This is a genomic window from Paenibacillus sp. ACRSA, assembly GCF_022346845.1.
In the GTDB taxonomy this organism is placed as follows: Bacteria; Bacillota; Bacilli; order Paenibacillales; family Paenibacillaceae; genus Paenibacillus.
In genome coordinates this window covers 163,143-187,640 of record NZ_JAKRNP010000008.1, presented here as the reverse complement: position 1 = coordinate 187,640, position 24,498 = coordinate 163,143, and the positions used below count along the sequence as shown (strand labels likewise).

23 protein-coding genes are annotated in these 24,498 nt (G+C 42.4%); 3 read left to right on the top strand and 20 right to left on the bottom strand.

What is annotated here, in order from left to right:
- Positions 1 to 100: 100 nt before the first annotated feature.
- A complete protein-coding gene (gene argC, locus MH215_RS21530) occupies positions 101 to 1,150 on the bottom strand; it encodes an N-acetyl-gamma-glutamyl-phosphate reductase (RefSeq protein WP_239293240.1) in 1,050 nt (349 codons plus the stop codon).
- Between the two features lie 383 nt (positions 1,151 to 1,533).
- Here argC and cls point away from each other — a divergent pair, with 383 nt between their 5' ends.
- Positions 1,534 to 2,982, top strand: a complete 1,449-nt coding sequence (cls, locus tag MH215_RS21525; RefSeq protein WP_239293239.1) for a cardiolipin synthase — start codon at positions 1,534 to 1,536, stop codon at positions 2,980 to 2,982.
- 298 nt (positions 2,983 to 3,280) lie between these two features.
- Here cls and MH215_RS21520 read toward each other — a convergent pair whose 3' ends face one another.
- From MH215_RS21520 to MH215_RS21500, 5 genes are all read right to left on the bottom strand, one after another.
- The gene (locus MH215_RS21520; RefSeq protein ID WP_239293238.1) at positions 3,281 to 4,192 is read right to left on the bottom strand and encodes a YitT family protein; all 912 of its coding nucleotides are present in this window, start codon (positions 4,190 to 4,192) and stop codon (positions 3,281 to 3,283) included.
- A 121-nt stretch (positions 4,193 to 4,313) separates the two neighbouring features.
- Positions 4,314 to 5,427 (bottom strand): peptide chain release factor 2 gene (gene prfB, locus MH215_RS21515; RefSeq protein ID WP_156395365.1). Its coding sequence is split into 2 segments (ribosomal slippage): positions 4,314 to 5,354 and positions 5,356 to 5,427, totalling 1,113 coding nucleotides; the frame shifts between segments, so codons are not numbered across the junction.
- 364 nt (positions 5,428 to 5,791) lie between these two features.
- On the bottom strand, positions 5,792 to 8,296 hold the full coding sequence (gene secA, locus MH215_RS21510; RefSeq protein ID WP_239293237.1) for a preprotein translocase subunit SecA: 2,505 nt from the start codon (positions 8,294 to 8,296) through the stop codon (positions 5,792 to 5,794).
- A gap of 993 nt (positions 8,297 to 9,289) precedes the next feature.
- Positions 9,290 to 9,853 carry a ribosome hibernation-promoting factor, HPF/YfiA family gene (gene hpf, locus MH215_RS21505; protein WP_056693699.1) on the bottom strand — a complete coding sequence of 188 codons (564 nt, stop codon included), beginning with the start codon at positions 9,851 to 9,853 and terminating at the stop codon, positions 9,290 to 9,292.
- Between the two features lie 600 nt (positions 9,854 to 10,453).
- The gene (locus MH215_RS21500; RefSeq protein WP_024631599.1) at positions 10,454 to 10,651 is read right to left on the bottom strand and encodes a cold shock domain-containing protein; all 198 of its coding nucleotides are present in this window, start codon (positions 10,649 to 10,651) and stop codon (positions 10,454 to 10,456) included.
- Between the two features lie 287 nt (positions 10,652 to 10,938).
- On the opposite strand from MH215_RS21500, the gene MH215_RS21495 reads away from it, so the two are divergent.
- Together MH215_RS21495 and MH215_RS21490 are read left to right on the top strand one after the other, a co-directional pair.
- Positions 10,939 to 12,096, top strand: coding sequence for a hypothetical protein (locus MH215_RS21495; protein WP_239293236.1), 1,158 nt, complete (start codon positions 10,939 to 10,941; stop codon positions 12,094 to 12,096).
- A complete protein-coding gene (locus MH215_RS21490) occupies positions 12,096 to 12,407 on the top strand; it encodes a hypothetical protein (protein ID WP_239293235.1) in 312 nt (103 codons plus the stop codon). Before MH215_RS21495 ends, MH215_RS21490 begins: the two co-directional genes overlap by 1 nt.
- 121 nt (positions 12,408 to 12,528) lie before the next feature.
- On the opposite strand, the gene MH215_RS21485 is transcribed toward MH215_RS21490, so the two are convergent.
- From MH215_RS21485 to MH215_RS21420, 14 genes are all read right to left on the bottom strand, one after another.
- Positions 12,529 to 13,653 carry a hypothetical protein gene (locus MH215_RS21485; protein ID WP_239293234.1) on the bottom strand — a complete coding sequence of 375 codons (1,125 nt, stop codon included), beginning with the start codon at positions 13,651 to 13,653 and terminating at the stop codon, positions 12,529 to 12,531.
- A gap of 175 nt (positions 13,654 to 13,828) precedes the next feature.
- Positions 13,829 to 14,170 (bottom strand): flagellar protein FliT, encoded by a 342-nt coding sequence (locus tag MH215_RS21480; RefSeq protein WP_239293233.1) that lies wholly within the window; start codon positions 14,168 to 14,170, stop codon positions 13,829 to 13,831.
- On the bottom strand, positions 14,163 to 14,573 hold the full coding sequence (gene fliS / locus MH215_RS21475) for a flagellar export chaperone FliS (RefSeq protein WP_239293232.1): 411 nt from the start codon (positions 14,571 to 14,573) through the stop codon (positions 14,163 to 14,165). The genes MH215_RS21480 and fliS overlap by 8 nt, the downstream gene beginning before the upstream one ends.
- A gap of 17 nt (positions 14,574 to 14,590) precedes the next feature.
- Positions 14,591 to 16,546: a flagellar filament capping protein FliD gene (fliD, locus tag MH215_RS21470; RefSeq protein WP_239293231.1), complete on the bottom strand. Its 1,956-nt coding sequence runs from the start codon at positions 16,544 to 16,546 to the stop codon at positions 14,591 to 14,593.
- A 17-nt stretch (positions 16,547 to 16,563) separates the two neighbouring features.
- Positions 16,564 to 16,950, bottom strand: coding sequence for a flagellar protein FlaG (locus MH215_RS21465; RefSeq protein WP_239293230.1), 387 nt, complete (start codon positions 16,948 to 16,950; stop codon positions 16,564 to 16,566).
- A gap of 135 nt (positions 16,951 to 17,085) precedes the next feature.
- A complete protein-coding gene (locus MH215_RS21460) occupies positions 17,086 to 18,834 on the bottom strand; it encodes a flagellin N-terminal helical domain-containing protein (protein ID WP_239293229.1) in 1,749 nt (582 codons plus the stop codon).
- Positions 18,835 to 18,978: 144 nt separating this feature from the next.
- A complete protein-coding gene (gene csrA / locus MH215_RS21455; protein ID WP_239293228.1) occupies positions 18,979 to 19,224 on the bottom strand; it encodes a carbon storage regulator CsrA in 246 nt (81 codons plus the stop codon).
- Position 19,225: 1 nt separating this feature from the next.
- Positions 19,226 to 19,705 (bottom strand): flagellar assembly protein FliW, encoded by a 480-nt coding sequence (gene fliW / locus MH215_RS21450; RefSeq protein ID WP_239293227.1) that lies wholly within the window; start codon positions 19,703 to 19,705, stop codon positions 19,226 to 19,228.
- 51 nt (positions 19,706 to 19,756) lie between these two features.
- A complete protein-coding gene (locus MH215_RS21445) occupies positions 19,757 to 20,326 on the bottom strand; it encodes a DUF6470 family protein (RefSeq protein WP_239293226.1) in 570 nt (189 codons plus the stop codon).
- Positions 20,327 to 20,342: 16 nt separating this feature from the next.
- Entirely contained in the window at positions 20,343 to 21,263 is a 921-nt protein-coding gene (gene flgL, locus MH215_RS21440; RefSeq protein ID WP_239293225.1) for a flagellar hook-associated protein FlgL, read from the bottom strand.
- A 25-nt stretch (positions 21,264 to 21,288) separates the two neighbouring features.
- Positions 21,289 to 22,827, bottom strand: a complete 1,539-nt coding sequence (gene flgK / locus MH215_RS21435) for a flagellar hook-associated protein FlgK (protein ID WP_239293224.1) — start codon at positions 22,825 to 22,827, stop codon at positions 21,289 to 21,291.
- 18 nt (positions 22,828 to 22,845) lie between these two features.
- Positions 22,846 to 23,349: a flagellar protein FlgN gene (locus MH215_RS21430; RefSeq protein ID WP_128103753.1), complete on the bottom strand. Its 504-nt coding sequence runs from the start codon at positions 23,347 to 23,349 to the stop codon at positions 22,846 to 22,848.
- Positions 23,350 to 23,360: 11 nt separating this feature from the next.
- Complete coding sequence (gene flgM / locus MH215_RS21425; RefSeq protein ID WP_128103754.1) at positions 23,361 to 23,645, bottom strand: flagellar biosynthesis anti-sigma factor FlgM; 285 nt, start codon at positions 23,643 to 23,645, stop codon at positions 23,361 to 23,363.
- A 264-nt stretch (positions 23,646 to 23,909) separates the two neighbouring features.
- Positions 23,910 to 24,317: a TIGR03826 family flagellar region protein gene (locus tag MH215_RS21420; RefSeq protein WP_239293223.1), complete on the bottom strand. Its 408-nt coding sequence runs from the start codon at positions 24,315 to 24,317 to the stop codon at positions 23,910 to 23,912.
- Positions 24,318 to 24,498 lie beyond the last annotated feature (181 nt).

Genomic DNA, 24,498 nt, shown 5'->3' with positions numbered 1-24,498 from the left:
GCGTTCGGCCATAGACCGATTGTCCGCCTTAACATAACTCCGTATTCCCACTGGATGCGTGTCAAAAGAGCAGCTTACCGCTCTCTAATACACCTTCATCTTATGGATATACTGGTGTCATGTTCAGCCCGAGGTTTTCCTCCCATCCCATCATCAGGTTCAAATTTTGAATCGCTTGGCCGGATGCACCTTTTACCAGGTTGTCAATGACAGAAACAATCGTCAAGCGGCCTGTACGTGGATCAACGGAGAATCCGATATCACAGTAGTTCGATCCAGTGACCTCTTTCGTTGATGGCCAAATTCCTGGCTCACGTACACGCACAAAAGGTCTATTTTCATAAAACTGACTGTAAAGATCTACCAGTTCTCTATCTGTATGTTCTCCAACTAAACTTGCATACATGGTGCTCATAATCCCGCGTGTCATTGGCACAAGCTGTGTCGTAAACGTAACGGTTACTGGCGATCCAGCAACATGACCTAACACTTGTTCAATCTCTGGGATATGTTGATGTTTATTTAATTTATAGGCTTTAAAATTCTCATTCATCTCTGCATAATGGTATGCCAGATTCGTTCCCCGTCCCGCCCCAGATACCCCCGACTTCGCATCAATAATGATGCTTGAAGGATCAATCCAACCAGCTTGCACCGCAGGGACTAATCCGAGCAATGTCGCTGTTGGGTAACAGCCCGGGTTCGAAATGAATGCTTTCTCTTTCACTTCTTCACCGTACAATTCGCACATACCATATACCGCTTGTTGTAATAGTTCGTCTGAAGGAGCCGGATGTTTATACCACTCTTCGTACACCGCTCCATCCTTGATTCTGAAATCACCAGACAGATCTATGACCTTCAGCCCTGCTTCCAGCAGGCCAGGAACAAGCTTCGCACTTACACCGGACGGAGTCGCTGTGAATACAAGGTCTGCACGTCCTGCGATCTCCACTGGATCCACGCCATCAAGTGGCCTGTTAATCACACCCGTCAAATGCGGAAATCCATCTGCAATAGACTCCCCACTGCTGGATGAAGAGATTACCGAAGTAATTTCAACATGCGGATGATGCTGTAAAAAACGAATCAGTTCCACCCCGCCGTAGCCGGTGGAACCGACGATTGCCACTCTTAATTTGTTATTCACTCTCGCTCCCCCAATCCCGTTGTATGCGCTACTTCAACCATGCTCATGCCCTAAGGTAAGGCACACACATGATATTTCCGTCGCTTCTATGCATATTTGTGTATTATTATACGACTCTAGTTATATAAATACAACACTCTACCATCAATTTTACATGGATTTTCATCAATCCCGAACATATCTTTAGAGTAGCAGGGGACGAACCTGAATACTTCTGCTAAAATACGTAGTAGTGGGGGTTCATGAGCGCCTGTTTCCGGCATCAAAAAGGGACTTTTTGAACAACCTCTTATATAGGAAGATTACATACAGAACCTCATTCATAATGAAGGTCTTCCTGTAATGAGTTCTGACAAGACATTTTGGAGACATGGGGGTCTATAGTGCATATTGAATCCATCTTACTTATTGTACTCCTGGGTTTGAATATTATTTTTGCGGCAGCGGTCGTATTCTTCGAGCGTAAGGATGCGAGTTCGTCCTGGGCCTGGCTGCTCGTCCTGAATTTTATTCCCGTGCTCGGGTTTGTACTTTATCTTTTGACAGGGCAGAACCTGACTCGTTACCGCCTCTTCCAGTGGAAAGATCGCAAGAAGCTTGGGCTGGAGGAACGTATTCAGGCACAGCTTGACCAATTGCAGAGCAATCGAACACCTTTTCACAACAAAGTGACCGAGAACAGCCAGGATATGATCTACATGAACCTGAAGCAAAATGGCGCTTTGTTAACCGAGGATAACGAGGTCGAGATTATCACCGATGGCACGGATAAATTTCAACGATTACTGGATGATATCGAAGCTGCACAGGATCATGTGCATGTGCAGTATTACATCTACCGGGGGGATCGCCTGGGTAAACGTATTCGTGATACGCTCATTCGCAAAGCGAAAGAAGGCATCAAGGTTCGATTGCTGTATGATGCGCTTGGATCGCGGCGTGTATCGAATCGATTTTTCAAAGAGCTGCGCGAAGCGGGCGGTCTAGTGGAGGTCTTTTTCCCATCCAAATTCAGCTTGATTAATCTGCGTATGAACTATCGGAATCATCGAAAAATGGTCATTATTGACGGGAACCTTGGTTATACTGGCGGTTTTAACGTAGGTGATGAGTATCTAGGCTTGAACTCCAAGTTTGGATATTGGCGTGACACACATCTCAGAATTACGGGTAATGCGGTTCATGCATTGCAAACACGGTTCCTTCTCGATTGGAATGAGGCATCGAAGCAGCATGATACACCTTATGTTCCGGCACACTTTCCTCATATCGAGGGAACAGGAACGATCGCAATGCAGATTGTCTCCAGCGGCCCTGATGCTGAAACGGAGCATATCAAGAACAGTTATCTGAAAATGATCAATGGAGCGAAACATTCCATCCTCATTCAGACACCTTATTTTATCCCTGATGCGAGTGTCTTCGAGGCTATAAGGCTTGCCTGCCTATCTGGCATAGATGTACGTATTATGATTCCGAACAAACCGGATCACGCCTTCGTATATTGGGCCACACTTTCATATATCGGTGAGCTGTTGAAGGTCGGAGCGAAGGCTTTTGTCTACGATAACGGCTTCATTCATGCCAAAACACTGATCATAGACAGCATGGTGGCGTCCGTTGGTACAGCGAACATTGATTATCGTAGTTTCCGGTTGAACTTTGAAGTGAACGCCTTTATGTATGATGAGACGATTGCAACTGCTCTTGTGCAAACCTTCGAGCATGATCTTCTTGTATCCCGTGAGCTGACGATGGAAGAGTACAACAAACGGAGCATCAAAATCCGCTTCAAAGAAGCGATATCTCGTCTTCTGTCACCTATTCTGTAGCAAGTGGCAGCAAGCATCTATCATGTGTATGGTGCTTAATATCGGATTCGATGTGATGTGATGTGATGTGGTGTGGTGTGCAATCTATAGTGTGTGTAAATGTAAAAAAATAGCTCATACACCGATTGTACGCTCTATAGGTAATGTGTGAAACGCTTAAGATTGAAGAAAGGGACATTCCACCCCAGTCAAACTGGTGCAGGATGTCCCTTTTTATATGCGATATTAGTTTGTGCGATATCAGTATTCGAATTCATAATTCACTCAACATAGATCGCTGAACCGTTCGCCAGTTGGCTCACGTCTCTTCTCTCTTAAAACCTTCACCAAGAACTTCATGTGCATTGCTAATAATGACAAAAGCCGATGGATCCACCGACCGGATCAATGTTTTGAGTCTTGGCACTTCATTTTGCCCAACTACAACCATTAATACAGTCCGCTGATCGTCGGTATACCCGCCTTTAGCCTCCAGCTTCGTCAATCCACGATCTAGATCTTCAAGAATGACTTTAGTAATCGGTTCGATCTGGTTAGAGATAATGTAAGCCACCTTGGAGTAGCCGAGTCCCATTTCAACAGCATCAATAACTTTCCCCGTGACGTACAAGCCAATTAGTGCATATAAGGATTGTTCTAATGACAGTACAAAGGCAGCCATAATAATGACCGTAGCGTCCATAATCACAACGCAAATAGAATAACTCAGTCCGCTATATTTTTGCACGATCCTTGCCAGTATGCTCATACCACCCGTTGACCCTCTACCCCGATAGACGATCCCAATACCGAGTCCAACCCCGATCCCTCCATACAGAGAGCCTAGCAATGGGTTCGCCGTGGGTATCGACCAGTCTTTCGTCAGATAAACAAACAGCGGTAGAACGATACTGCCCAGTACAGACCGGATACCATACTGCTTACCGATTAAGAGGAAGCCTGCAATTAGAAGTGGAATATTAATAGCCCACTGTGTATATGCTGGTTCAAGCCCGAGCCACTCATCTCCCAAAATCGAAAGACCGGATACCCCGCCTGATGCGATCTGGTTCGGTAATAAAAATAAATTAAATGCTACCGCAATAAGAAACGAACCCAAAATAATAGATGCTGTATCCACAACGTTCCGCCATGGCCCATTCAGAGGAATCAAGGTTGCTAGCCTCTTCTTGCGATGGGGGTATTGATGTGATGGTTGTTGCTGTTGCATGGTGATCATGTTCTCCTTTTGTCTCATCAATTAATGTAAAATGACTTGTGCACGTTCAAAAAAAAGCCCCTGTATACACCAGCATACGCCTACACGTATCCAGTCCATACAGGAACTTTGTTTAATCGGTTTCCACTTTAATCTGGCTGCGCAAATAACCATCGATGAATGCATCGAGGTCGCCGTCCATTACTGCTCCTGTGTTCCCTGTTTCTACGCTCGTACGGTGATCCTTTACCATACTATAGGGATGGAACACATAGGAGCGAATCTGGCTGCCCCAAGCAATATCCGACTGATCTCCTCGGATTTCATCCAGCTGTTGTTTTTGCTCTTCAATTTTACGCTCATACAATTTCGAACGGAGCATCGTCATTGCACGCTCACGGTTCTTGATCTGTGAACGTTCGTTCTGACACGTTACAACCACACCTGTTGGAAGGTGAGTAATCCGCACGGCAGAGTCGGTGGTATTGATATGCTGTCCACCCGCACCACTCGCACGATACGTATCAATCTTGAGGTCTTCTGTTCGGATATCCAATTCAATCGTATCATCAATCTCAGGAACCACATCACAGGAGACAAACGAGGTATGTCTACGTCCGGATGAGTCAAATGGTGAGATTCGCACCAGTCGGTGCACACCCTTCTCGGCTTTTAAATAACCGTAGGCGTTGTGCCCCTTAATGGACAGTGTAACACTCTTGATCCCAGCTTCCTCTCCAGGAAGGTAATCGAGAACCTCGACCTTGAAGCCGCGCTTCTCAGCCCAACGGGTGTACATACGAAGCAACATCTGTCCCCAGTCCTGCGACTCTGTTCCACCTGCGCCTGGATGAAGCTCTAGGATAGCATTCATCTTGTCATATGGCTGGTTCAGTAATAGTTGAAGCTCGAACTCATCAAGCTTGCTTACGATGGCTGTTACGCTATTGCCAACCTCTGCGGCTAGATCCTCATCGCCTTCTTCATCAGCGAGTTCCACCATCATTAGAGCATCATCGTAATCCTGCTGCAGTTTGGTGTATTGATCAACAGACCCCTTCACCGCATTCATTTCAGCAATGACTGCTTGTGCCTTCTCATTGTCATCCCAAAAATCAGGAGCGGACATCTTCACCTCAAAGTTCTCAATCATCTCTTGCTTCAGATCTAAGTCAAAGAGACCCCCTAAGGTTTGTTAGTTTTTTGCCTATTTCACGCAGATCTTGCTTCACGCTTGGATCGATCATATCGGATTCCTCTTTTCATTAAGATAAGCTCCTCGCTATCAGAATATTCGATTGAACCGAGCATCATGTGCTCCAATTCAAAAGTATACCTGACTGCAAGGAGCCATAGGACATTCGTTGATTTAGGTTCAAACTAAATCCTATTTACATTAGTCACTTCAATGACAGAACAACCTTCCGATCGCTGTTATCCCCAGATTTCTTTGATCCCTTTTCTAAAAGGGGAAATCCGGTGATAGCTTATGCTTCCGATGTAGCTTTCTTGCAGAAAGCTTTCAGCCGAACGCTCTGCTTCTTCAGGTTTTCTCTGTCCTCTTCGTTTCTCATGTAAAAAAATTATTTTAAACCTATATATTTTTACATACTATTCTTGACCGTGGCAATGTTTGAACTTTTTGCCGCTGCCGCAAGGACACGGATCGTTACGTCCGATCTGGTCGGACACTTTCACCGGGCGCTTCTCAGCAGGTTCGCCGCTGGTCGAGATCTGACTTTCCTCAACAACAGCTTGACGTTCTTGGTTGCTCTCGATTTGTGCTTTCATCACATATGTCGCTACTTCTTCTTGAATCGAAGCAATCATCTGATGGAACATCTCGAAGCCTTCAAATTGATATTCGCGCAGTGGGTCTGTACCACCGTATGCACGAAGGTGAATACCTTGACGCAATTGATCCATGGCATCAATGTGATCCATCCACTTGCTGTCTACTGCACGAAGCACAACCACTTTCTCGAACTCACGAACCATCTCTTCACCTATACGCTCTTCGCGGCCGTTGTACTTGTCCTGTACTTTCTCGAACAGGTACTCAATGATCTCTTCAGCTTCCTTGCCCCACAGGTCATCTTTGGTAACAGAGCCATCGTCGAGCAATTTGCTGTTCATATAATCCGCAACTTCTTGCAGTTCCCAGTTCTCCGGAATATCGTCGCTACAGTGAGCTTCTACAATACGTTCAATGGATGGCTTGATCATATCCATAACGATTTGTTTAATATTCTCGGATTCCAGCACCTCACGACGCTGTTTATATATAATTTCACGCTGTTGGTTCATGACATCATCATATTGGAGAACGACTTTACGTACGTCAAAGTTATTACCTTCAACCCGCTTCTGTGCCGACTCCACTGCACGTGTAATCATCCGGCTCTCGATCGGTTGATCCTCTTCGAAGCCCAGGCGCTCCATCATGTTCAATACATTGTCTGCACCGAAACGTCTCATCAGTTCATCACCCAGTGACAGATAGAACTGTGTTGAACCCGGGTCACCTTGACGTCCTGCACGTCCACGAAGTTGGTTATCAATCCGGCGTGATTCATGACGCTCTGTACCAATGATATGAAGACCGCCAACCTCAGCCACACCTTGACCCAAGATAATGTCCGTACCACGACCAGCCATATTGGTTGCAATCGTTACTGCACCGGCTTGTCCAGCTCCTGAGATAATCTCTGCTTCTTCCGCATGGTACTTGGCATTCAGTACTTGGTGGCGTACACCACGGCGTTTCAGCATATCCGAGAGGCGCTCTGAGTTCTCGATCGACACGGTACCCACCAGCACTGGCTGGTTTTTGCTGTGACGTTCTACGATCTCTTCTACAACCGCTTTAAACTTACCATCAATGCTCTTATAAACAACATCCGCCATATCATCACGTTTGTTAGGACGGTTTGTTGGAATTTGCAATACTTCGAGGCCGTAGATTTTCTTGAACTCTTCTTCCTCGGTTTTCGCTGTACCTGTCATCCCAGCAAGCTTACGATACATACGGAAATAGTTCTGGAATGTAATCGTCGCAAGTGTCATGCTCTCGTTCTGTACTTCGATGCCTTCCTTCGCTTCGATTGCTTGGTGCAATCCATCGCTGTAACGACGTCCAGACATCAAACGTCCTGTGAATTCATCGACGATCATGACTTCTTCGTCACTCACGACATAGTCCACGTCACGACGCATGATCACGTTCGCTTTCAGACCTTGTACGATATGATGGTTGAGCGTTACGTTGGCGTGGTCATACAAGTTCTCAATGCCAAAGGCTTTTTCTGCTTTTGCCACACCCGCCTCAGTCAAGGCTACGGATTTCACTTTAATATCTACTGTGAAGTCTTCTTCAGGAACGAGACGTTTCACAAAGCGATCTGCTGCATAATACAAGTCTGTAGACTTCTGTGCTTGTCCGGAGATGATCAGTGGCGTACGCGCCTCATCGACCAAAATGGAGTCCACTTCATCGATGATACAGAAGAACAATGGACGCTGTACCATTTGTTCTTTGTAGAGCACCATGTTGTCACGCAAATAGTCAAAGCCAAATTCGTTATTCGTTCCGTACGTAATATCACATGCATACGCATGCTGCTTCAACGCATGATCCATACCACTCAGGTTAATACCTACAGTCATGCCCATATACTCATAGATCTGTCCCATCTCTTCGCTATCCCGCTGTGCCAAGTAGTCATTGACTGTAACCACGTGAACCCCTTTGGACATGAGCGCGTTCAGGTATACAGGCAGTGTTCCTACCAATGTTTTACCTTCACCCGTTTTCATCTCGGAAATCCGGCCTTCATGCAGAGCAATACCACCCAGCATCTGTACGTCATAGTGACGTTTACCGAGAACTCGACGGGATGCTTCACGCACGGTTGCAAATGCTTCTGGGAGAAGCTGATCCGTTGTTTCACCCTTCTCAATGCGGGCACGGAATTCCTCCGTTTTGGATTTCAGTTGTTCATCAGACAATGCCTGAAATTGTGGTTCCAGTTTATTGATCACATCGACCGTCTTCATCAGACGTTTAACATCACGTTCGTTCATGTCGCCGAAGATCTTTTTGACAAGTCCTAGCATGGTATACCCCTTTCGTGCAAAACAGAATAGACCCCCTGCTGCCGCCGTGCGACACCATCGGATGGATATTGCATCCACTTGCCCGGGGGTGACAAACGATATAATTTGTTTTCAAATTATAAGAGTGAAAATAATATTAGTTGAATCAACTCCAGGCTTGCCAAGCGTTCTCATGAAGTGATTCGGTGTTCAACCAGGAACCAGATTATGAGATAAGCTGGATTCCGAGCCTTGCGAATCATGTTCATGGTGCTGTGCCTGTCATTGATTATGATTAGCGATCATTCGTTGACAATTCTTCATCAGGACAATGATTCTCTTTGTATAAATTGTAACAGTTTGTAAGGGACGCCGCAACACGCCACAGCACACTTCTTTGAAGTTCTAGCCACATAACCGTGGACAAAAAGTGCCAAAAATCATAGCCGTTAGCGGAAGCGGACTCTTCACCTATTCTATTTTTTGCGAATAACCGCCATAATCCCATTTTTTACTGGAAATCTTAGATATTCATTCCACTTTGAAGCATCGTCGATTAAACACGTTGGATCTGAACAGTAGTATCGGCTTCCATAAGTTCACCGTCTGATGTTCCATCACTGTGTTCAATAAATCAAAACATTCGTGAATCCACAAATTGAACTTTTTTAATCAATGAATCTTTTGGTTCTATTCCCAGCCTTAATTGAGACACCTAAAGATGGATTGCACTAAATCACGTATAATCTATTAAACGCAACAACATGACAAATAGTTTCACGAACCTTTTTCTTCCCTAAGCCTAAGCAGTGCGCTTACGCGATCTCTATGATCTCTTTAGACACAAAAGAGCCCCATCCCGTAAGGATGGAGGCTCTTTTTCAGTCCAGCACCGGAACTACGTTGTTCCAGTCTGTTCCTCGTTATATTCATTTATCGGATATTTCTTCATTCACATGTTATTCGAATCATTCATTATTCACTCATTCGTAAAACTTCATATGGAAGGTAAGATTAGCCTTGCTCAATCAAACCGTATTTGCCATCGTTCCGTTTATATACAACGCTGACCTCTTCATTATCGATGTTAGAGAAAACGAAGAAATTGTGGCCAACCATGTTCATTTGGAGGATTGCCTCTTCCACGTCCATCGGTTTTAACATAAACCGTTTGGTTCTTACCACTTCATAATCATCATCGTCGGGTTCTGCATCCAGTTCAGCGGTAGCCACTGTACCTGATGGGTCTTCGACAAAGAGAGTTTTCAGGCTGCCTTCTTGACGGTACTTACGATTGACTTTTGTTTTATGTTTGCGGATCTGACGTTCCAGCTTGTCCACCACTGCGTCAATGGAAGCATACATATCATCGCTCTCATCTTCTGCACGGAGTACAATGCCTTTGAGTGGGATCGTCACCTCTACCGTATGCAGGCCTCTAGTCGTGCTCAGTGTAACAGCACCGTCAGAGTTAAGGGGTGCATCGAAATACTTCTCGAGTCTACTCAACTTTTTGTCGACATAATCTTTCAAAGCATCGGTAACCTCGATTTGTTGACCTCGAATACTTAAATTCATAGGGCACTCCTCCTTTTACTTTGCCACTTCATTATAACACGAATGTAAGCGCCATGTAAAAACTCCCGGTGACCGAATAATGACATCTACTCCAGCCACATCTACCAACATGGGTTTAACGCCATATTTCGCGATATTTCATCATTTTTAGCCATAATCGCTTATTTACATGGAAAGTCTTATTAGGCGCTTGATGATGTTATTAACCGATTTAGCGCCGCTTTAATCGTATATGTAAAATGAAGTTAATTCGGCATCATGAATCTACTAAAATAACCCCACGTTTTAAAAAGATAAGCTAATAGATATGCTGACCACTAGGACGAGAGAAAATCTCCTAATAGAAGTACCACCGAATTTATGAATTCTTATTTTCTAGGAACTGCTGATAGGTAAAGAAATAGAGAAACTAGAGAAATTAATCCGCTTCCAATCTTTCATGTTTTCAAATAAATTTTAGTAATGTCAACGAATCTAGTCCGTAATCGTTCGCAATTCTAGTAAAACAAAAAAAAGACTCTGGACATCCAGAGCCTTATGCTAGCGATAATTCAATTGGTAACCATCTAACCGTATATGTAGGTCGGATTAACCGGATGATTATAATTTGATTACGTTAGCTGCTTGCGGTCCACGTGCGCCTTCGACGATGTCGAATTCAACAGATTGACCTTCTTCCAAAGTTTTGAAGCCTTCGGATTGGATTGCGGAGAAATGTACGAATACGTCGCCGCCGTCTTCAGTTTCAATGAAACCGTAACCTTTTTCTGCGTTGAACCATTTTACTTTACCTTGCATGCACTAACATTCCCTTCGTCATCAAATGAAGTGAAGCTTTCGGCCTTAACCTCTGCCCACAATTCAGATGATACCATCCAAAGTTATCCATTGTCAATTGGTAAAGAAAATGTTTTCTTGGTATTTTTTGTAGATTAATCAGAGATTGTGATGAATGCTGTAATAATGTCCCGAACTCACTTTTTTCAAACATAACTCTACCCTCTGGAAGGTATACAAAATTTTATTTTTCCATGTCTATAAATTAGAAAAATTAAATCTTTAGTCTTAATAGAATAGTACTTGTTATGACCAGAATAAAAATTCCAATAGATCAAATGAAGGAGACCATTCACCATTTTAAAATACGAAAAGATGAATTAGAACATATATTAATAACTCACCGAAACATTTTAATTCAGATCCAATCTGATTTTCAAGGGGTTACTTCGGAAAGATTATTATCTGATTACGCTCGTGCTGAGAAAGTAATGTATTCTATCCTAGATTCGATCGGGCATGTCTCTACGACACTAGAAACCGTTGTGGACAGATTCCAGAATACTGATTCAGGTAATGTTGAATTATACGGAAATTTAACTCTTGAGCAAATGTATCAATTACAACACATAACCAATGCCTCTAATTTAATGGATCGATTGGGTTATGATCCGAATTCAACTAAGGATAGTTTTACCCAAGGTGCTTCAGACCAATTCAGTTCAAAAGTAGAGGAATGGACAGCATTTGGAGAGAATGTTATCAAGCATCCTTTCGAAACAGCCGCAAATATGTTATACAGCAATACTATCGGAACAGCTGTTGATATTGGCAATGTTATAAAGTTCGGGTGGAACTTCACCTTTAATTTCGGAGATGCGCGAGAAATAGCCGAACAATCATATAATCAGCAGAAAGAGAAGTTAGACGAGCAGGGCTGGAAGTATTATTCGGGCGGGTTAACTACTCAAGCAGCGATGTTTCTTGTTGGAAGAAAGTTAGGCATGCCAAAGCATAACAAACATGATGATTCATCCGGTGGTTCATCGGGTGAATCAAACAAAACTGAACAACCATATAACAAAATCGATCCAAAAACAACTGCGAACGTAAGTAATATAACTAGTCAAATAGAGGAACACGGACCTGCGTGGAAATCAGAAGAACTTCTTGAAAGACACTTAACTAAAAGAATTAAAAAGGAACACATACCCGAAGATTGGACTACTGAAGACTATAACTCCAAGATCACTGAAAATATCAACAATAAAGAGAATGATCTGTATGAGTACTCACAACCCGATTTCCCACAAAAGTATTATATCTTTGGTGATAAAACATGGATTGTTATGGTAGGCGAAGATGGTAAAATGGAAACTGCCTTTCCTCCGGATCGGGGTTACACTAAATATCTTGAGGAAGAAATCAATGCCAAATTTATAGGTAAAATTAAGGATGTGGAATAATGAATTACAAAAAATTGATTCAACTCTATGGAATTGATATGGAAGATGAGCTTGAAGTGAGCCCTTTCGAATACCTGGATACTTTTGGCATTCGTAGTGATCTTCATAGAAATAGAGATGAACTGGAGCAAACTGATCAGCAATTACTTCATAAATATGATCAAATGTTACTTAATCGTAGTGAAGATCTTTATAACTATATGAAACCAGTATACTCTTTCAATGATACAAGTAAGCCTCTGGAGGAGTGGTGGTGGCATTTGGATCGAGTGGTTTCTGGGGAATTGCTTGTCGATATGAGCATGGAATAATCTGACCTCTAACATCAGCTAGAGAAAAGAGCTCATCGTAAAGTGTTTACGATGAGCTCTTTGTATTAAATCAATCATTCTTTGGACCGACTTTTGGCCATGTGATTACATAAGAATTAACTTATCTATAATATACAACCGAAGGGAAAGGCTCAATTCCTTTTGCATACCAATAGTTTAGACTGCTCGCAAAATCAATAACTTTTTTCTTATCCAAATCATAAACCAATAAGTCTGGATCACCAAACATATCAATTTCATCTAGTCTGCGAGGTGTTGTTCTACCTTGTACATCATCAAAAGTGCTCCAGCTTGCAGTAGGAACCCCGGAGACAAAGTTAGAACGGAATGAAGTAAATAACGTTCCCTTGTCTAAAGTTATAAAAACAGCATTATCAGATTGTACATACTGAGAAGTATACTTAAATGGAATTGTAACACCTTTGATTCTGACATCATCAATATCATGATTAATGGATGAATGAGCACCACTATCTGTAAAGGTGTACTCTCTTGCCCAAGTAAGATGTGAATTAATATTGCTCACAGCAGATGTATTTCCGATTTTATCTCCGTTAACAAAGATATCGCCATTCGGATACTCCATTACTGCCGAGATTAAGTTCTCAGAATAGGAAGTAAGTTTTGCAACTTTGTTCGGGTTACTCGGATCAGAGATGACAGAAGGATTAGCCATATTGGCATGAATACTGTACGCATCACCTACAGTCCCCGTAGACGTAACTCGGAGTCCCCAATCCCCTGCAGCTAAATCTGTTGCAAATTTCACTTCTCCAGCCTTGCCCCAGAATGGTGTTGGAGTAGCTGTACCAGTATTCCAATCAATGGAGTATAAGTCAACTCTGTAATTAGCATTATTGGAACGTAATTGAGTCAAAATTGTACGATCAGTTGGAACATTAAAGAACCAAAAATCTGCTGGATCAGTTGCTGTTAAGCTGTCACTAAAACTAATGCGGTCTCCTGTCACATTAAAATTCGACAAGATAGAAACTTCGGGACGATTAACATCTATCTTTTTCCCTCTGGCAAATCCTTTCGTTGAAGAACTCGCTACATCAGGAATCTCTAATTGAGATAGATCGTTAGGTAGCTCAATTTGAACTGCATTCAGATTCTCTTCGTTTGCTCCTACAGATTCCGCCCACGTTGTTCCACTTAACAGTCCACTTACTAGTGTAAAACCAAGTAAACACTTAGATGCTGCTAAAATTACTTTTTTCATATCAATTCTCCTTTTATGTATTTTTAATACATATAAGTAATTCCACATCATTTTACATATTTCCTCCTTTTAAAACAAATTATTACATCAAAAAAAAAAAAACCTCCACGCATCTCACTTGAATAAGCAAATACTCATCTTAATCAAGTGATGTATGAAGGTCTTTGTAAGCTTATTATTTCTTCTTGTCCATCAAAAAACTATCAGGCGTATAACCAGACTCATATGCATTGCGCTGAGTCTTAGCCTGCCCACGCTTATGCAGCCAGTCCTGCGCTTCCAGTCGCAGAACATTCATACGTGCCACAATTTCTTGATCATTGCCTAAAAGCTGTTCGATTTCTATCTTCTCTGTCACACTTGCAGGCTCTAAAGAGAATTGCTCCAGAAGCCCATTAACGATTACCTGACGTTCATCAACGAATGCTTCAAGTTGTTCATAATTCGCTTCATATAATACATCCATGATTGTGCTCGTCAGTTGTTCTAGCTGAGCGATATACGTTAATCTATCCATGAGCACTTTCAGTAGAAACAGGAGATACTTCCTGTCCTGCAGCAATCTTGGAAGCTTGTAGCCATGTTTCACGAAGATCCGTTAAATATCCTACGGCCTCTTCGGCCTTGGCAACATCTTTGCGGATATTTGCTTCTACAAGCAAATAATTCGTATATTCATATAATGAATACAAATTCTTGGAAACATCATATGAGCGATCCAAGGTGCTCATTAATTCACTAATGATTGTCTGGGCTTTCCCCAAATTCAGACTTGTCTTCTCATTATCCTTGTGCGTCAATCCATCAATAGCTGTCTTCACAAAACGAATTGCCCCATCATACAACATAATGACCAATTGCGCCGGATTCGAAGTCTGAACTGAAGATTGACGGTATTTATCATAAGGAGATGTAATCAAAAGTCTCACCCTTTATATTAAGATTGTCCTAAACTGGAAAAGAGGCTAGACGACTGTGTTTGCATCTTGTTCATTGCCGCTTCCATTGCAGCAAATTGCTTGTAATATCTATCCTCTGTACGTTGTAAGTTCGTTTGCATCATTAGAATACGATTGTTATAATCTTTCATCTTGCGTCCCATAATGTTCTCATCTCGGAATGCACTGGTTACATCCGTTGTATATCTATTCGTACCTGCACGCTGATAGATTTTTTCTATTGCATTTCCTACTTTATCAGCCAACTTATCAAATAATCCCTCGTTCGGAGCACTTGCTGGCCCTTGGAATAGATCTAGTGCAAGCTGAGGATTAGTACTGATCATATTCTTTAATTTTGTCTCATTCTCAATGACTAACTTACCATTCTCCGAATAGTTACCCGTTGTAATCCCAAGAGTACTTAGAGGGCCGAGTTTTTCTGTGATCGCTTGACGCATTTCAGACAATACGTTTTTGATAATGTCATCATTTTTCAGCAGACCGCTTTTGGCCTTTTCAGTCCATGTATTGATCTCCGTTTCTTTCAATTCTTTCTTCTGGTCATCTGTCAACGGTTTAAAGTCACGGTATTTCGTCTCATCAACCTTCGAATTCAGAGCTTTAATTAGACTATTGTAATCTTCAATAAAGCTTTTAATAGTCTCCAGCGCTTTATCAGGATCACTTTGGTTCTTGATAATGGTAGGGTTGTCTACACCATTTTTTGTAGTTACATCATTAATAGTCAACTGAACTCCATTAATCGTGAATGTATTACTTTTGATATTGTCTAGATCTTTACCATTAATATTAACCTTTGCATCCTGACCAGCAGTTTTTTCAAGTGTATCAACACCACCAGTGTAAGACTGCATCCCTTTAAATAAACTCATAAACTCATAGGAACCACCGCTTATTTTCAGTTCTTCACCCGGTAGAGCTTTGATAGTCAGTTTCCCACCTGCAAAGTCCGCAATTGCCCTCGCATCAGGTTTTCCATCAGGCCCTGATGGATCAGCACCTTCAACATCGGTATTAATTTTACTAACAACATCGGATATTTTATCAGTCTCATTGAATGTGAAGGTTTTACCGTTAAGAACGAAACTGTACGTTTTGGCAGGCGCACCCGGTTCCGGATCTTTGCCACCATTCAACTTGTGAAGTTCAGCAAGTGTTGTATTGTTCGTAACCCCTGAACCTAGAGCATTCGTTTCAATTACTGTTTTAGGAGTGAATAGAGCAAGTAAGGAGTTTCGTTTAATCGTCTTCGTAGGATCCGTAGGGCTAGGAGAGTCTGGTGGGATTTCAATTAAAACCTCGCTCCCCGCTCCACCTGTCCTAGAAGCAAAAGATAGCTTGCCCGTGATTTCATCATAACTTGCGATTACGTTAGCTTGCGAGTTGGAGTTAATGGTCGAAACCATTGTAGAGATCGACGTCATTCCATTAAATAGAGATTTCCCATCTTTATCAGTGAAACTCACGCCATTAATCTTGATATCAAAACCCTTTTGAAGATATTCTGCCGTTTCGGCTGAACTCATCTTAGATAAGTCTACACCTTCCAGTGCAGCCAACGATGTAGAACTACTTACACCTTGACCTAAACCTGGTGTTGTTTTCGTTGCACTTTTAGCAAGTTGAGTAACACTTACCTTCATTTCAACACCATTAGCTGTTGCAGTAGCTTCCGCTTTAACTGCATCAGTGTTTCCGGAAACGATTGCTTTATTAGCGTTCAACGCCGTAGAACTACCATATTTCGTAATCAATTTATTAGATCTAAAATCATACAATTTACTGCTCAATTCCCGGTAGCTTTCCCGTTGCCATTGTAACAGTTGCTTCTCCTGATTTAGCTTATCCAAAGGTACACGTTTGGTCGCCATCATACTTTTGACCATACTCTCAATATCCATACCAGAAAAACCATTAATACGTGTAACCATTATGCCACCCCCGTTATTTATATTTTTTCATCAATTAGAATGCCTGCGATCTCCATCATTTTGGCTACCAAATCCAATGTTTTCTCTGGTGGGATCTCACGCAGCAATTCCCCTGTTTCCTTATTTAACACTTTGACCATAATATCATGTGTCTTCTCATGAATACTGATATCTAATGTCGTTTCCGGACCTTGCAAGGCTTTCACTGCTCGATCAATATTGCGGATTAGCAGTTCTTCCCCTACAGATAAGTGTACACCTTGTCTTTCTTTCGTATAGGCTTCCTTCGCTGTCCTGATGTTTGCTGTGTCGGTTACTGCTTGAGAAGCGTCACCCAGGTGCTGCACCTCAGGTGTAGTTTTTGTTACAGATGAGGCAGCAGATAAGGAAAATTGAATATTCACCCTTGAACAACCTCCAACCTTTTCGCATTTATAGTATATATCGGCGTATACACTCTCCAGCTTTAGGAAATATGTAAATTCCAATAAAAAAACCTTGGATCAAAGATCCAAGGTTTAATGTAAAACAAGTTAAAATTAACGAAGCAATTGCAGAACGCCTTGCGGCTGTTGATTTGCTTGCGCCAACATTGCTTGAGCTGCTTGAGCCAAGATGTTGTTTTTCGTTTGTTGCATCATTTCTTTCGCCATATCAACGTCACGGATACGGGATTCAGCAGCAGTCAAGTTCTCAGAAGCTGTTCCCAAGTTGTTGATTGTGTGCTCCAAACGGTTTTGAACAGCACCCAGTTTAGAACGTTCGCTGGATACAGTTGCAGTTGCTTTATCCAATACTGCGATTGCAGCAGCTGCACCTTCTTTAGTAGAGATGTTCAAAGCAGCTTCGCCTTTAACATCGTTTGTTCCGTCAGTTACTGTGTTTTCTTTAGTGAAACCAGCATCGCCAGCTTTACCAGTGATCCCCAGAGCTGAAGAACGCATGTCACCAATGGACAGGCTCATGGATTGACCAGTGTTAGCACCAATTTGGAAAGAAGTTTCAAAGTTCTTTTGAACTCCGCCGTCTTTGAATTCTATATTGTTGCCGTCTTTTCCACCTTTAACTGCAGTTACTGTGATCGCACTCGCTCCAGCAGCCGCAGTAACTGTCACTCCTTCAATTTTAGAAGCTACTGTATCAGCAATAGCTTTTGCCAAAGCCTGATCTTTGTCTGCCGTTGCTGCCAAAGCAGTATCAATTGCAACACCAATACCTTTACCTGTATAAGAACCTTCACTTGCATTGTAGAACTCTACTTGTTGGTTGCCAATAGTGAATCCTTTTCCAACAAGCCCTTTGAGCGATGCATCAGTAGTAACGGAAGCAAAATCAATGTCAGCGGTTGCCTTCTCAGCAGCGGTAGTAGTACCTGTGTCAGCAACACCTGTGGTGCCTTGGCCCAGGCTCGTGCCAGTTACTGCAGAAGCATCAATGCTTCCAGCTGCACCTTCAAATGCGCCACCTTTAACAGCAGTAACTGTAATATCGCCATTAGCACCACTTACAATATAATTTCCTTTTAAAACATCATTAGAATCAATCATTTTTTGCAGAGCTTCTCTTGCACCAGCTGCAGAAGTGTTAATATCACCAACAACTTCATTAACTGCAACTGAAGCACTTGTATCTGTAACGTTATAAGCTAGACCATCATTACCTACTCCATTTGAATCTTTTGCGGTGAAATTCAAAGTAAGTGTTTGACCACTCAATGTAAACTCAATTTTATCTCCAGCAGCAACAGCATCAGTAGCTGGATCAGCTAACTCTAATGTTGTAGTCTGTGTTGCTTCAGCAGTAATCTTGTCATCTCCATTAGTTAATTTCGCACCATTAACTATCCCAGATGCAACAAGGTTAGTTTTGCCATCACCTTGTAACAACTTTTGAGTATTGAACTCAGTCGTGTTACCGATACGGTTGATTTCGGAAGTCAATTGGTTCATTTCGTCTTGCAATGCTTGACGGTCAGAATCAGTGTTTGTTCCGTTAGCGGATTGGTTAGCAATCTCGCGTTGACGTTGCAGGATGGAGTGAGTTTCGTTCAAAGCACCCTCAGCTGTTTGGATCAAAGAGATACCATCTTGAGCATTACGGGAAGCTTGATCCAAACCGCGGATTTGACCGCGCATTTTTTCGGAAATAGCCAAACCAGCAGCATCGTCACCAGCACGGTTGATGCGAAGACCGGAAGACAATTTTTCGATGTTTTTGTTAGTGTTAGCAGTGTTTGCAGACAGTTGACGGTGTGTGTTCAACGCCGCGATATTGTGGTTGATAATCATTGAGTGTTTCCTCCCTGAAAATAAATTAGTTCCACATCCTTGTGGTAAACGCCGCGACATTAAGGTCGGCCGCCCTGCCGAAGCAGCGTCTAAATTATATATCGACGGAAGGTGAACAACTGTTTATAGCAAATTGGAATTTTTTTAATCTTTTTTATGATCTGCTTTTCGAAGTCGTTCCATAAAAGCTTCTATATTGGCTGCAAGAGGTGTCGCTGACTCACGATTGGCCTCCTGAATGGATGCGTAGATCTCCTGACGAAAGATATCAATATGTTTAGGTGCAGTGATCCCAATCCGTACAGTATCCCCTTCGACAGCCAGTACGGTAACCTCAATATGATCTTGAATGACAATGGACTCGCCTTTTTTCCGTGATAATACCAGCATGTTAGACTCCACCCTTCACTGAGTTTGCTTCGTCTTCCGCCCAAATAAGATGACGTGTCTCGTAACTGGTATGATGGAGTACCACTTGTTTGCCCAAACGTTGTTCCGGGTTGAGCACAACTGGAGCCAATAAATTCATAGTAGATTTAGTCGTGTCTGAATGGATCGTCACCATAGAGTATACTGAAACTTGCTCCTTGATTTCTAACTCTTCCTTATCGACCTCATTTAGTTCAAAACTATAATCTGACACAAACGTGAATGGACTTACTAACATAAAAGATAGGTCTTTATCTCGTGTAGATTGCAAGTAACTAAATGGTGTATTCTCCCACGGAATCAAGGCGAAGGACGTTTCTTCTTCAAACCCTGGTAACCCCTTCGAAAAGTGGTATACATCCTGTTCTTCAATCTGTAATTCTCCCAACATGCTTGTCTGAATAAGAATAACAAACGCCTCCTTGGCGGTGATTTTATGCAAAAAGAGCCATAGCGGGCTGTATCAGAGACCCTCTATAGCTCTAATTATAACTTACAACCCCATATCTATAGCAGGTGGAGTATATTGAACTGATGCATACTGCTTAACATAGATATCAAGCTTACCTCGTTGATATTCAATCTCAGGTTTGTTGACAATTACATTCAACTCAGAAACAGCAGGTTGAAAGTTGATATTTGGTGGTCTTGTATCAATACGTATATCTACATTATCAACTGATGCTGGTGTACGTGTTTCAGGGAACGGCTGTGGTTTCCAATCCATGCCTACAATATTCGCAACAGTGTTTCCGGGTCTGTGAATAGCCGCTAAGTCATTTCCCTGCTGAACTCGATTAGCAATATTTTGTAAAAACTGCTGCTGTATCCCCGAATAGATCCGTGCGTTCAGGTCAACCATATTACCACCATTATAAGCCGAGAAAGCTTTGCTCTGGTCTACATGGAGTGTAATGGGATGACTCTCTACCGTTAACTTGGCAGGTCTAGTATTGAGCTGCACTTCTGCTTTAGGCTGACGAATCGAGTATTGTCCCGGATCAGCATCAATGCTTAACAAGGAGGGTGTTGTTTGAATCTGAACGATAGGAAGAGTCTTCAAGCGTCGCCCCTCCTCTTTATCTCAAGAAGTCTACCAGAGATGGAGATATTATTTTGGCACCTGCAGACAAGGAGGCATTATAGATGTTCTCCTGTATTTTAGACTTCATAGCCAGTTCGGCATAGTCTGCATCCTCAACTTTAGCTTGCAAATCCGTCAGATTAATATTGAGATCATCAAGACGTCCCATCATTAGATCAACACGGTTCGTTTTGGCACCAATTTCGGAACGAATTGCCAGCATCTTGTTCATTCGAGTATCTATGTTATCCAGCTGGTTGGATAACTCCTTCGTATCTCCTTCTGCTAGAGCTTTCATAATGTTGTTGACTGTTACGAACAGATTATCTTCTTCCGTTCCAGTACCAAAGACCTCATTACCATTAACGTTGATCGGTAATTGCACACTCTCTCCAACAATAAAGTTAATCTTGCCCTGATCCGTTACAATAGAAGTGACATTAGAAGTATCAAAAGAACCATCTGGATTAGTAGGGAACTCATAGGGCTTCACATCATAAGTCTCACCGTTGAATATATACTTGCCGTTCAACTTACTATTAGAAATATCAATAAGTTGTTCATTCAGCTGTTTAACTTCCTCATTGATGCTATCTAGTGCAGATTGAGGATTCGTACCTGTAGAACCTTGAACTACCAGTTCACGCAACCTTTGAACAACGTTCCCTGCCTGGTTCATAACGGTATCATTGAATTCTAACCAAGAAATGGCACTATCCACATTTTTCTGATATTGCTCATTAGAAGATAACTCCGCACGATAACGAAGGGAGTATGTTATTCCCACCGGATCGTCGGAAGGCTTGTTAATTTTGCGTCCTGTCGCCAGTTGAGTCTGAGTATTATTCATCTGTTGTGCATTGCGATTCAAGTTTAAAAGCAATTGTGAACTGAGCATATTATTCGTTATTCTCATGGTCTACTTATGACACTCCCTTCTATTATCTGCCTACTGTCCCAGTAGAATTAATCAACTTATCAAGTAATTCATCATATGTGGTCATGAATCGAGCAGATGCATTGTACGCATGCTGGAATTTAATCATATTGGACATCTCTTCATCCAAAGATACCCCGCTCACCGACTGACGACGTGTCTCCACTTGTTCCACCAAAAATTCCGAGTTAGATGTCTGGCGCGCTGCTTCCTGAGACTGCACCCCCAGCTGTCCAACAATTGCACTGAATTGTGCCCCAATGGTTGCATTGCGCAGACCGTCGGCAGACTTCATAGGTGTATCCTTCAAATTGGCAATTAAGATAGCAAGCGTGTTGTTTCCTTTAATAACTGTCTCAGTTCCAGAAGCATCTACAGTCCGCATTGAAGTGGCAATTTTATTGGGATCCGCCAAAATCTCAGCATTCAATGAGATATTCCCAGCTGTAATAACAGTTCCGCCATCTGTTGCTGTGAAGAAAGGTAGACCTGGGCTTGTTGTGCCGTCCATCGTATACCCTAACTGATGCAGACCATTGAGTCCCTTTACAGTTACCTTAGTATCTGTCGCTAACGCGCCTCCTGCAAGTCCTAAGGCATTCGTAGCAGGGATAACTGATCCTGCTGGAAGTGTGATTTCAATATCGCCATTGGCAAGCGTGTTAGCAAGTTCATCCATCTGCTTCTGATAATCACTTACCAACGTATCTCTAGACTTGATCATGCCGTGAACTTCACCATTAGTTAAGGTTCCCGCTGTATAAGCCGTGTTTAAAAAGGCTGGGTCTACAGGAACCTGTACAGCTCCACCTGTAACAAGCGCCTGTCCATTCATTTGAATCTGGTAGCCTTGTGGAGAATCTGTAACTGTAATATTCATAATTTTGGATAGCTTATCTGCCATTAAGTCACGTTGGTCACGTAAGTCGTTGGCATTGTCACCTAGCGACTCGACTTTCACAATGGCACTATTCAGGTTCGCTATATTCCCTAGGTAGCCCTGGATTTCATTAGCTTTAACTGCAATATTACTATCCAAATCCTCACTAAGTGCATTCAATTGACGACTGATCTGATTCATTGCATCCGTCAAAGCTAGCGTCGTTTCTTTTACTATCCGACGTGCTGTAACATCTTCTGGATTTTTACTCAGATCAGACCATGATTTATAGAAGTTATCCATAACTGTTCGGAAACCTGTGTCGGATGGTTCATTTACAATCGCTTCGAGCTTCTCCAAAGTATCACGCTGGATGGACCAGCTTCCGAAGTTGGTGTTCTCATTGCGATATTGGTCGTCGAGGAATTTCTCTCTAACACGCGTAATGGAATCGAACTCTACCCCTGTACCGAGCTGTCCTGGTGTTGTCGAGTGCAGGAATGCAAACGGCTCCATAGGAATAGCTGCCTGCATATTTACCTTCTGACGCGAGTACCCTTCTGTATTCGCATTCGCTACGTTATGGCCTGTTGTGCTAAGAGCTGTCGTCTGTGTGAACAAACTGCGTTTAGCCGTTTCGATTGAATGAAATGTAGATGCCACTTAGTTTCCCCCTAATGTTCAGGCACGCGTGTCAAACAGACCGATTCGCCCTGGATTGCCGTTCTTATCGGCAGGATGCTGATATGTGGCATCCTGTTCTGGTCTTGAAGCGAAGATGTCCATCGAAAGGTCGATAAACATCAAGGACTGCTCGATCAGCTTTTGATTCAATTGGTTGATTTCCTTCAACTCTTGTAATGTTCCCGCAAGCTTCTTCTGAACCTCGAGTAATCGCTGCTTGTCAGCTGGATCAAAAATCAATTTGGAAATTTCGGTAATGTTCAGATTCAACATGGATTTGATTCCCCGCTCCTGAAGCAGCTCGTGCACAGCACGCTGTCGTTCAGTCTCCAATGGCTCCTGCTGCTTCATAAACCTAGATTCCTTGTTCAGAACGGCAATGAGTTCATCCACATCGTTCTTGACGATCACCTGTCTCTTGATCTCGCTAAGTGCCAGCATGTCGCGGTGACTTTGTTCCATCTGCTGCAATACTGCAATTAATCTGTCCAGTGCTGCCATTACATGATCACCTATTCCTTATCAAAAGACTTAAAATACGGCAGCAACTTGTCGGCAAGTTTACTGCTGTCTACCTGGTATGTCCCCGAGCTCACTTGCTCTTTCAACTGTTGGATACGCTCCAAACGACCTACGTCCTGTGTACGACCTTGTTCCTCAAGCATCTTCATCGCCTCCGGAGAAATGGATACCTCGTCCTTACGGCGGCTTTTTTTAGCCTCAGCCTGCTGATTGGATTCAACGTTCCTCTGATATGAATTGATAGCACCAATTCGATTTGGTTCATTGATCTTCATGTGAACTACACTTCCTTCCACCTTAGAATTTTTTAGATTATAGAATGATACGTTATCAGCAATGCCGAAGATTCTCTAATCATCAGAAAAACTACTACTACATGTGGTCTTTCTTCCTTGGTTTACATCGATATTCGTTTTTCTTACTTTATCTTTACGTTATCAAATCATTAGGATAATAAAAAAAACCGATAATCTTTAATAAGTTTATCGGTACGTTCCAAAACATTTGTTATAGCAAAACTTGTAATTAAGCCCTGATTCCTATGAATCGCGCAGTTTGTCGACAGCATTATAGGTTCGTCCGCCTATATTATTGTTCTCCTTCTGACCTACTTCGCGAGCTGCTCCAGCCAGGTCTTTGGTCAATCGGTTACGGCAAGAGTCGCACATATGACCTTCACGAATCAAGGTTCCACATACTTCACAAGGATACATCATATTCGGGGCGTTTTCGATGGAAATTCGTCCCTCTCTGATGAACTTGGTAATCTGTTTAATCGAAATTTCCGTTGCATCAGACAACTCCTGAATATTAGCGCCTTTATTCTCACGTAGATAGTCTACACAAGTCTGGTATTCTACCTCTATTTCTTTAATACAGTTTGTGCAAACTTCCCGGATATTTATTGCATATAGTCTACCACAGCGAGGACAGTTACCCAAATTCATCGCTTAAACGCCCCTCTCACACTTTCATTCCGACTGGATAATATCTATAGATTACCTTATTTTCTCACATCAAGTCCATAGGGTTTCGCGAAATAAAAGAGAAGAACATAGTGCATATCTACGCAAAATCAGCTTTCTTCTTTTACTACTATGCCTTAGTTGTATCTATCTTTAATTTAAT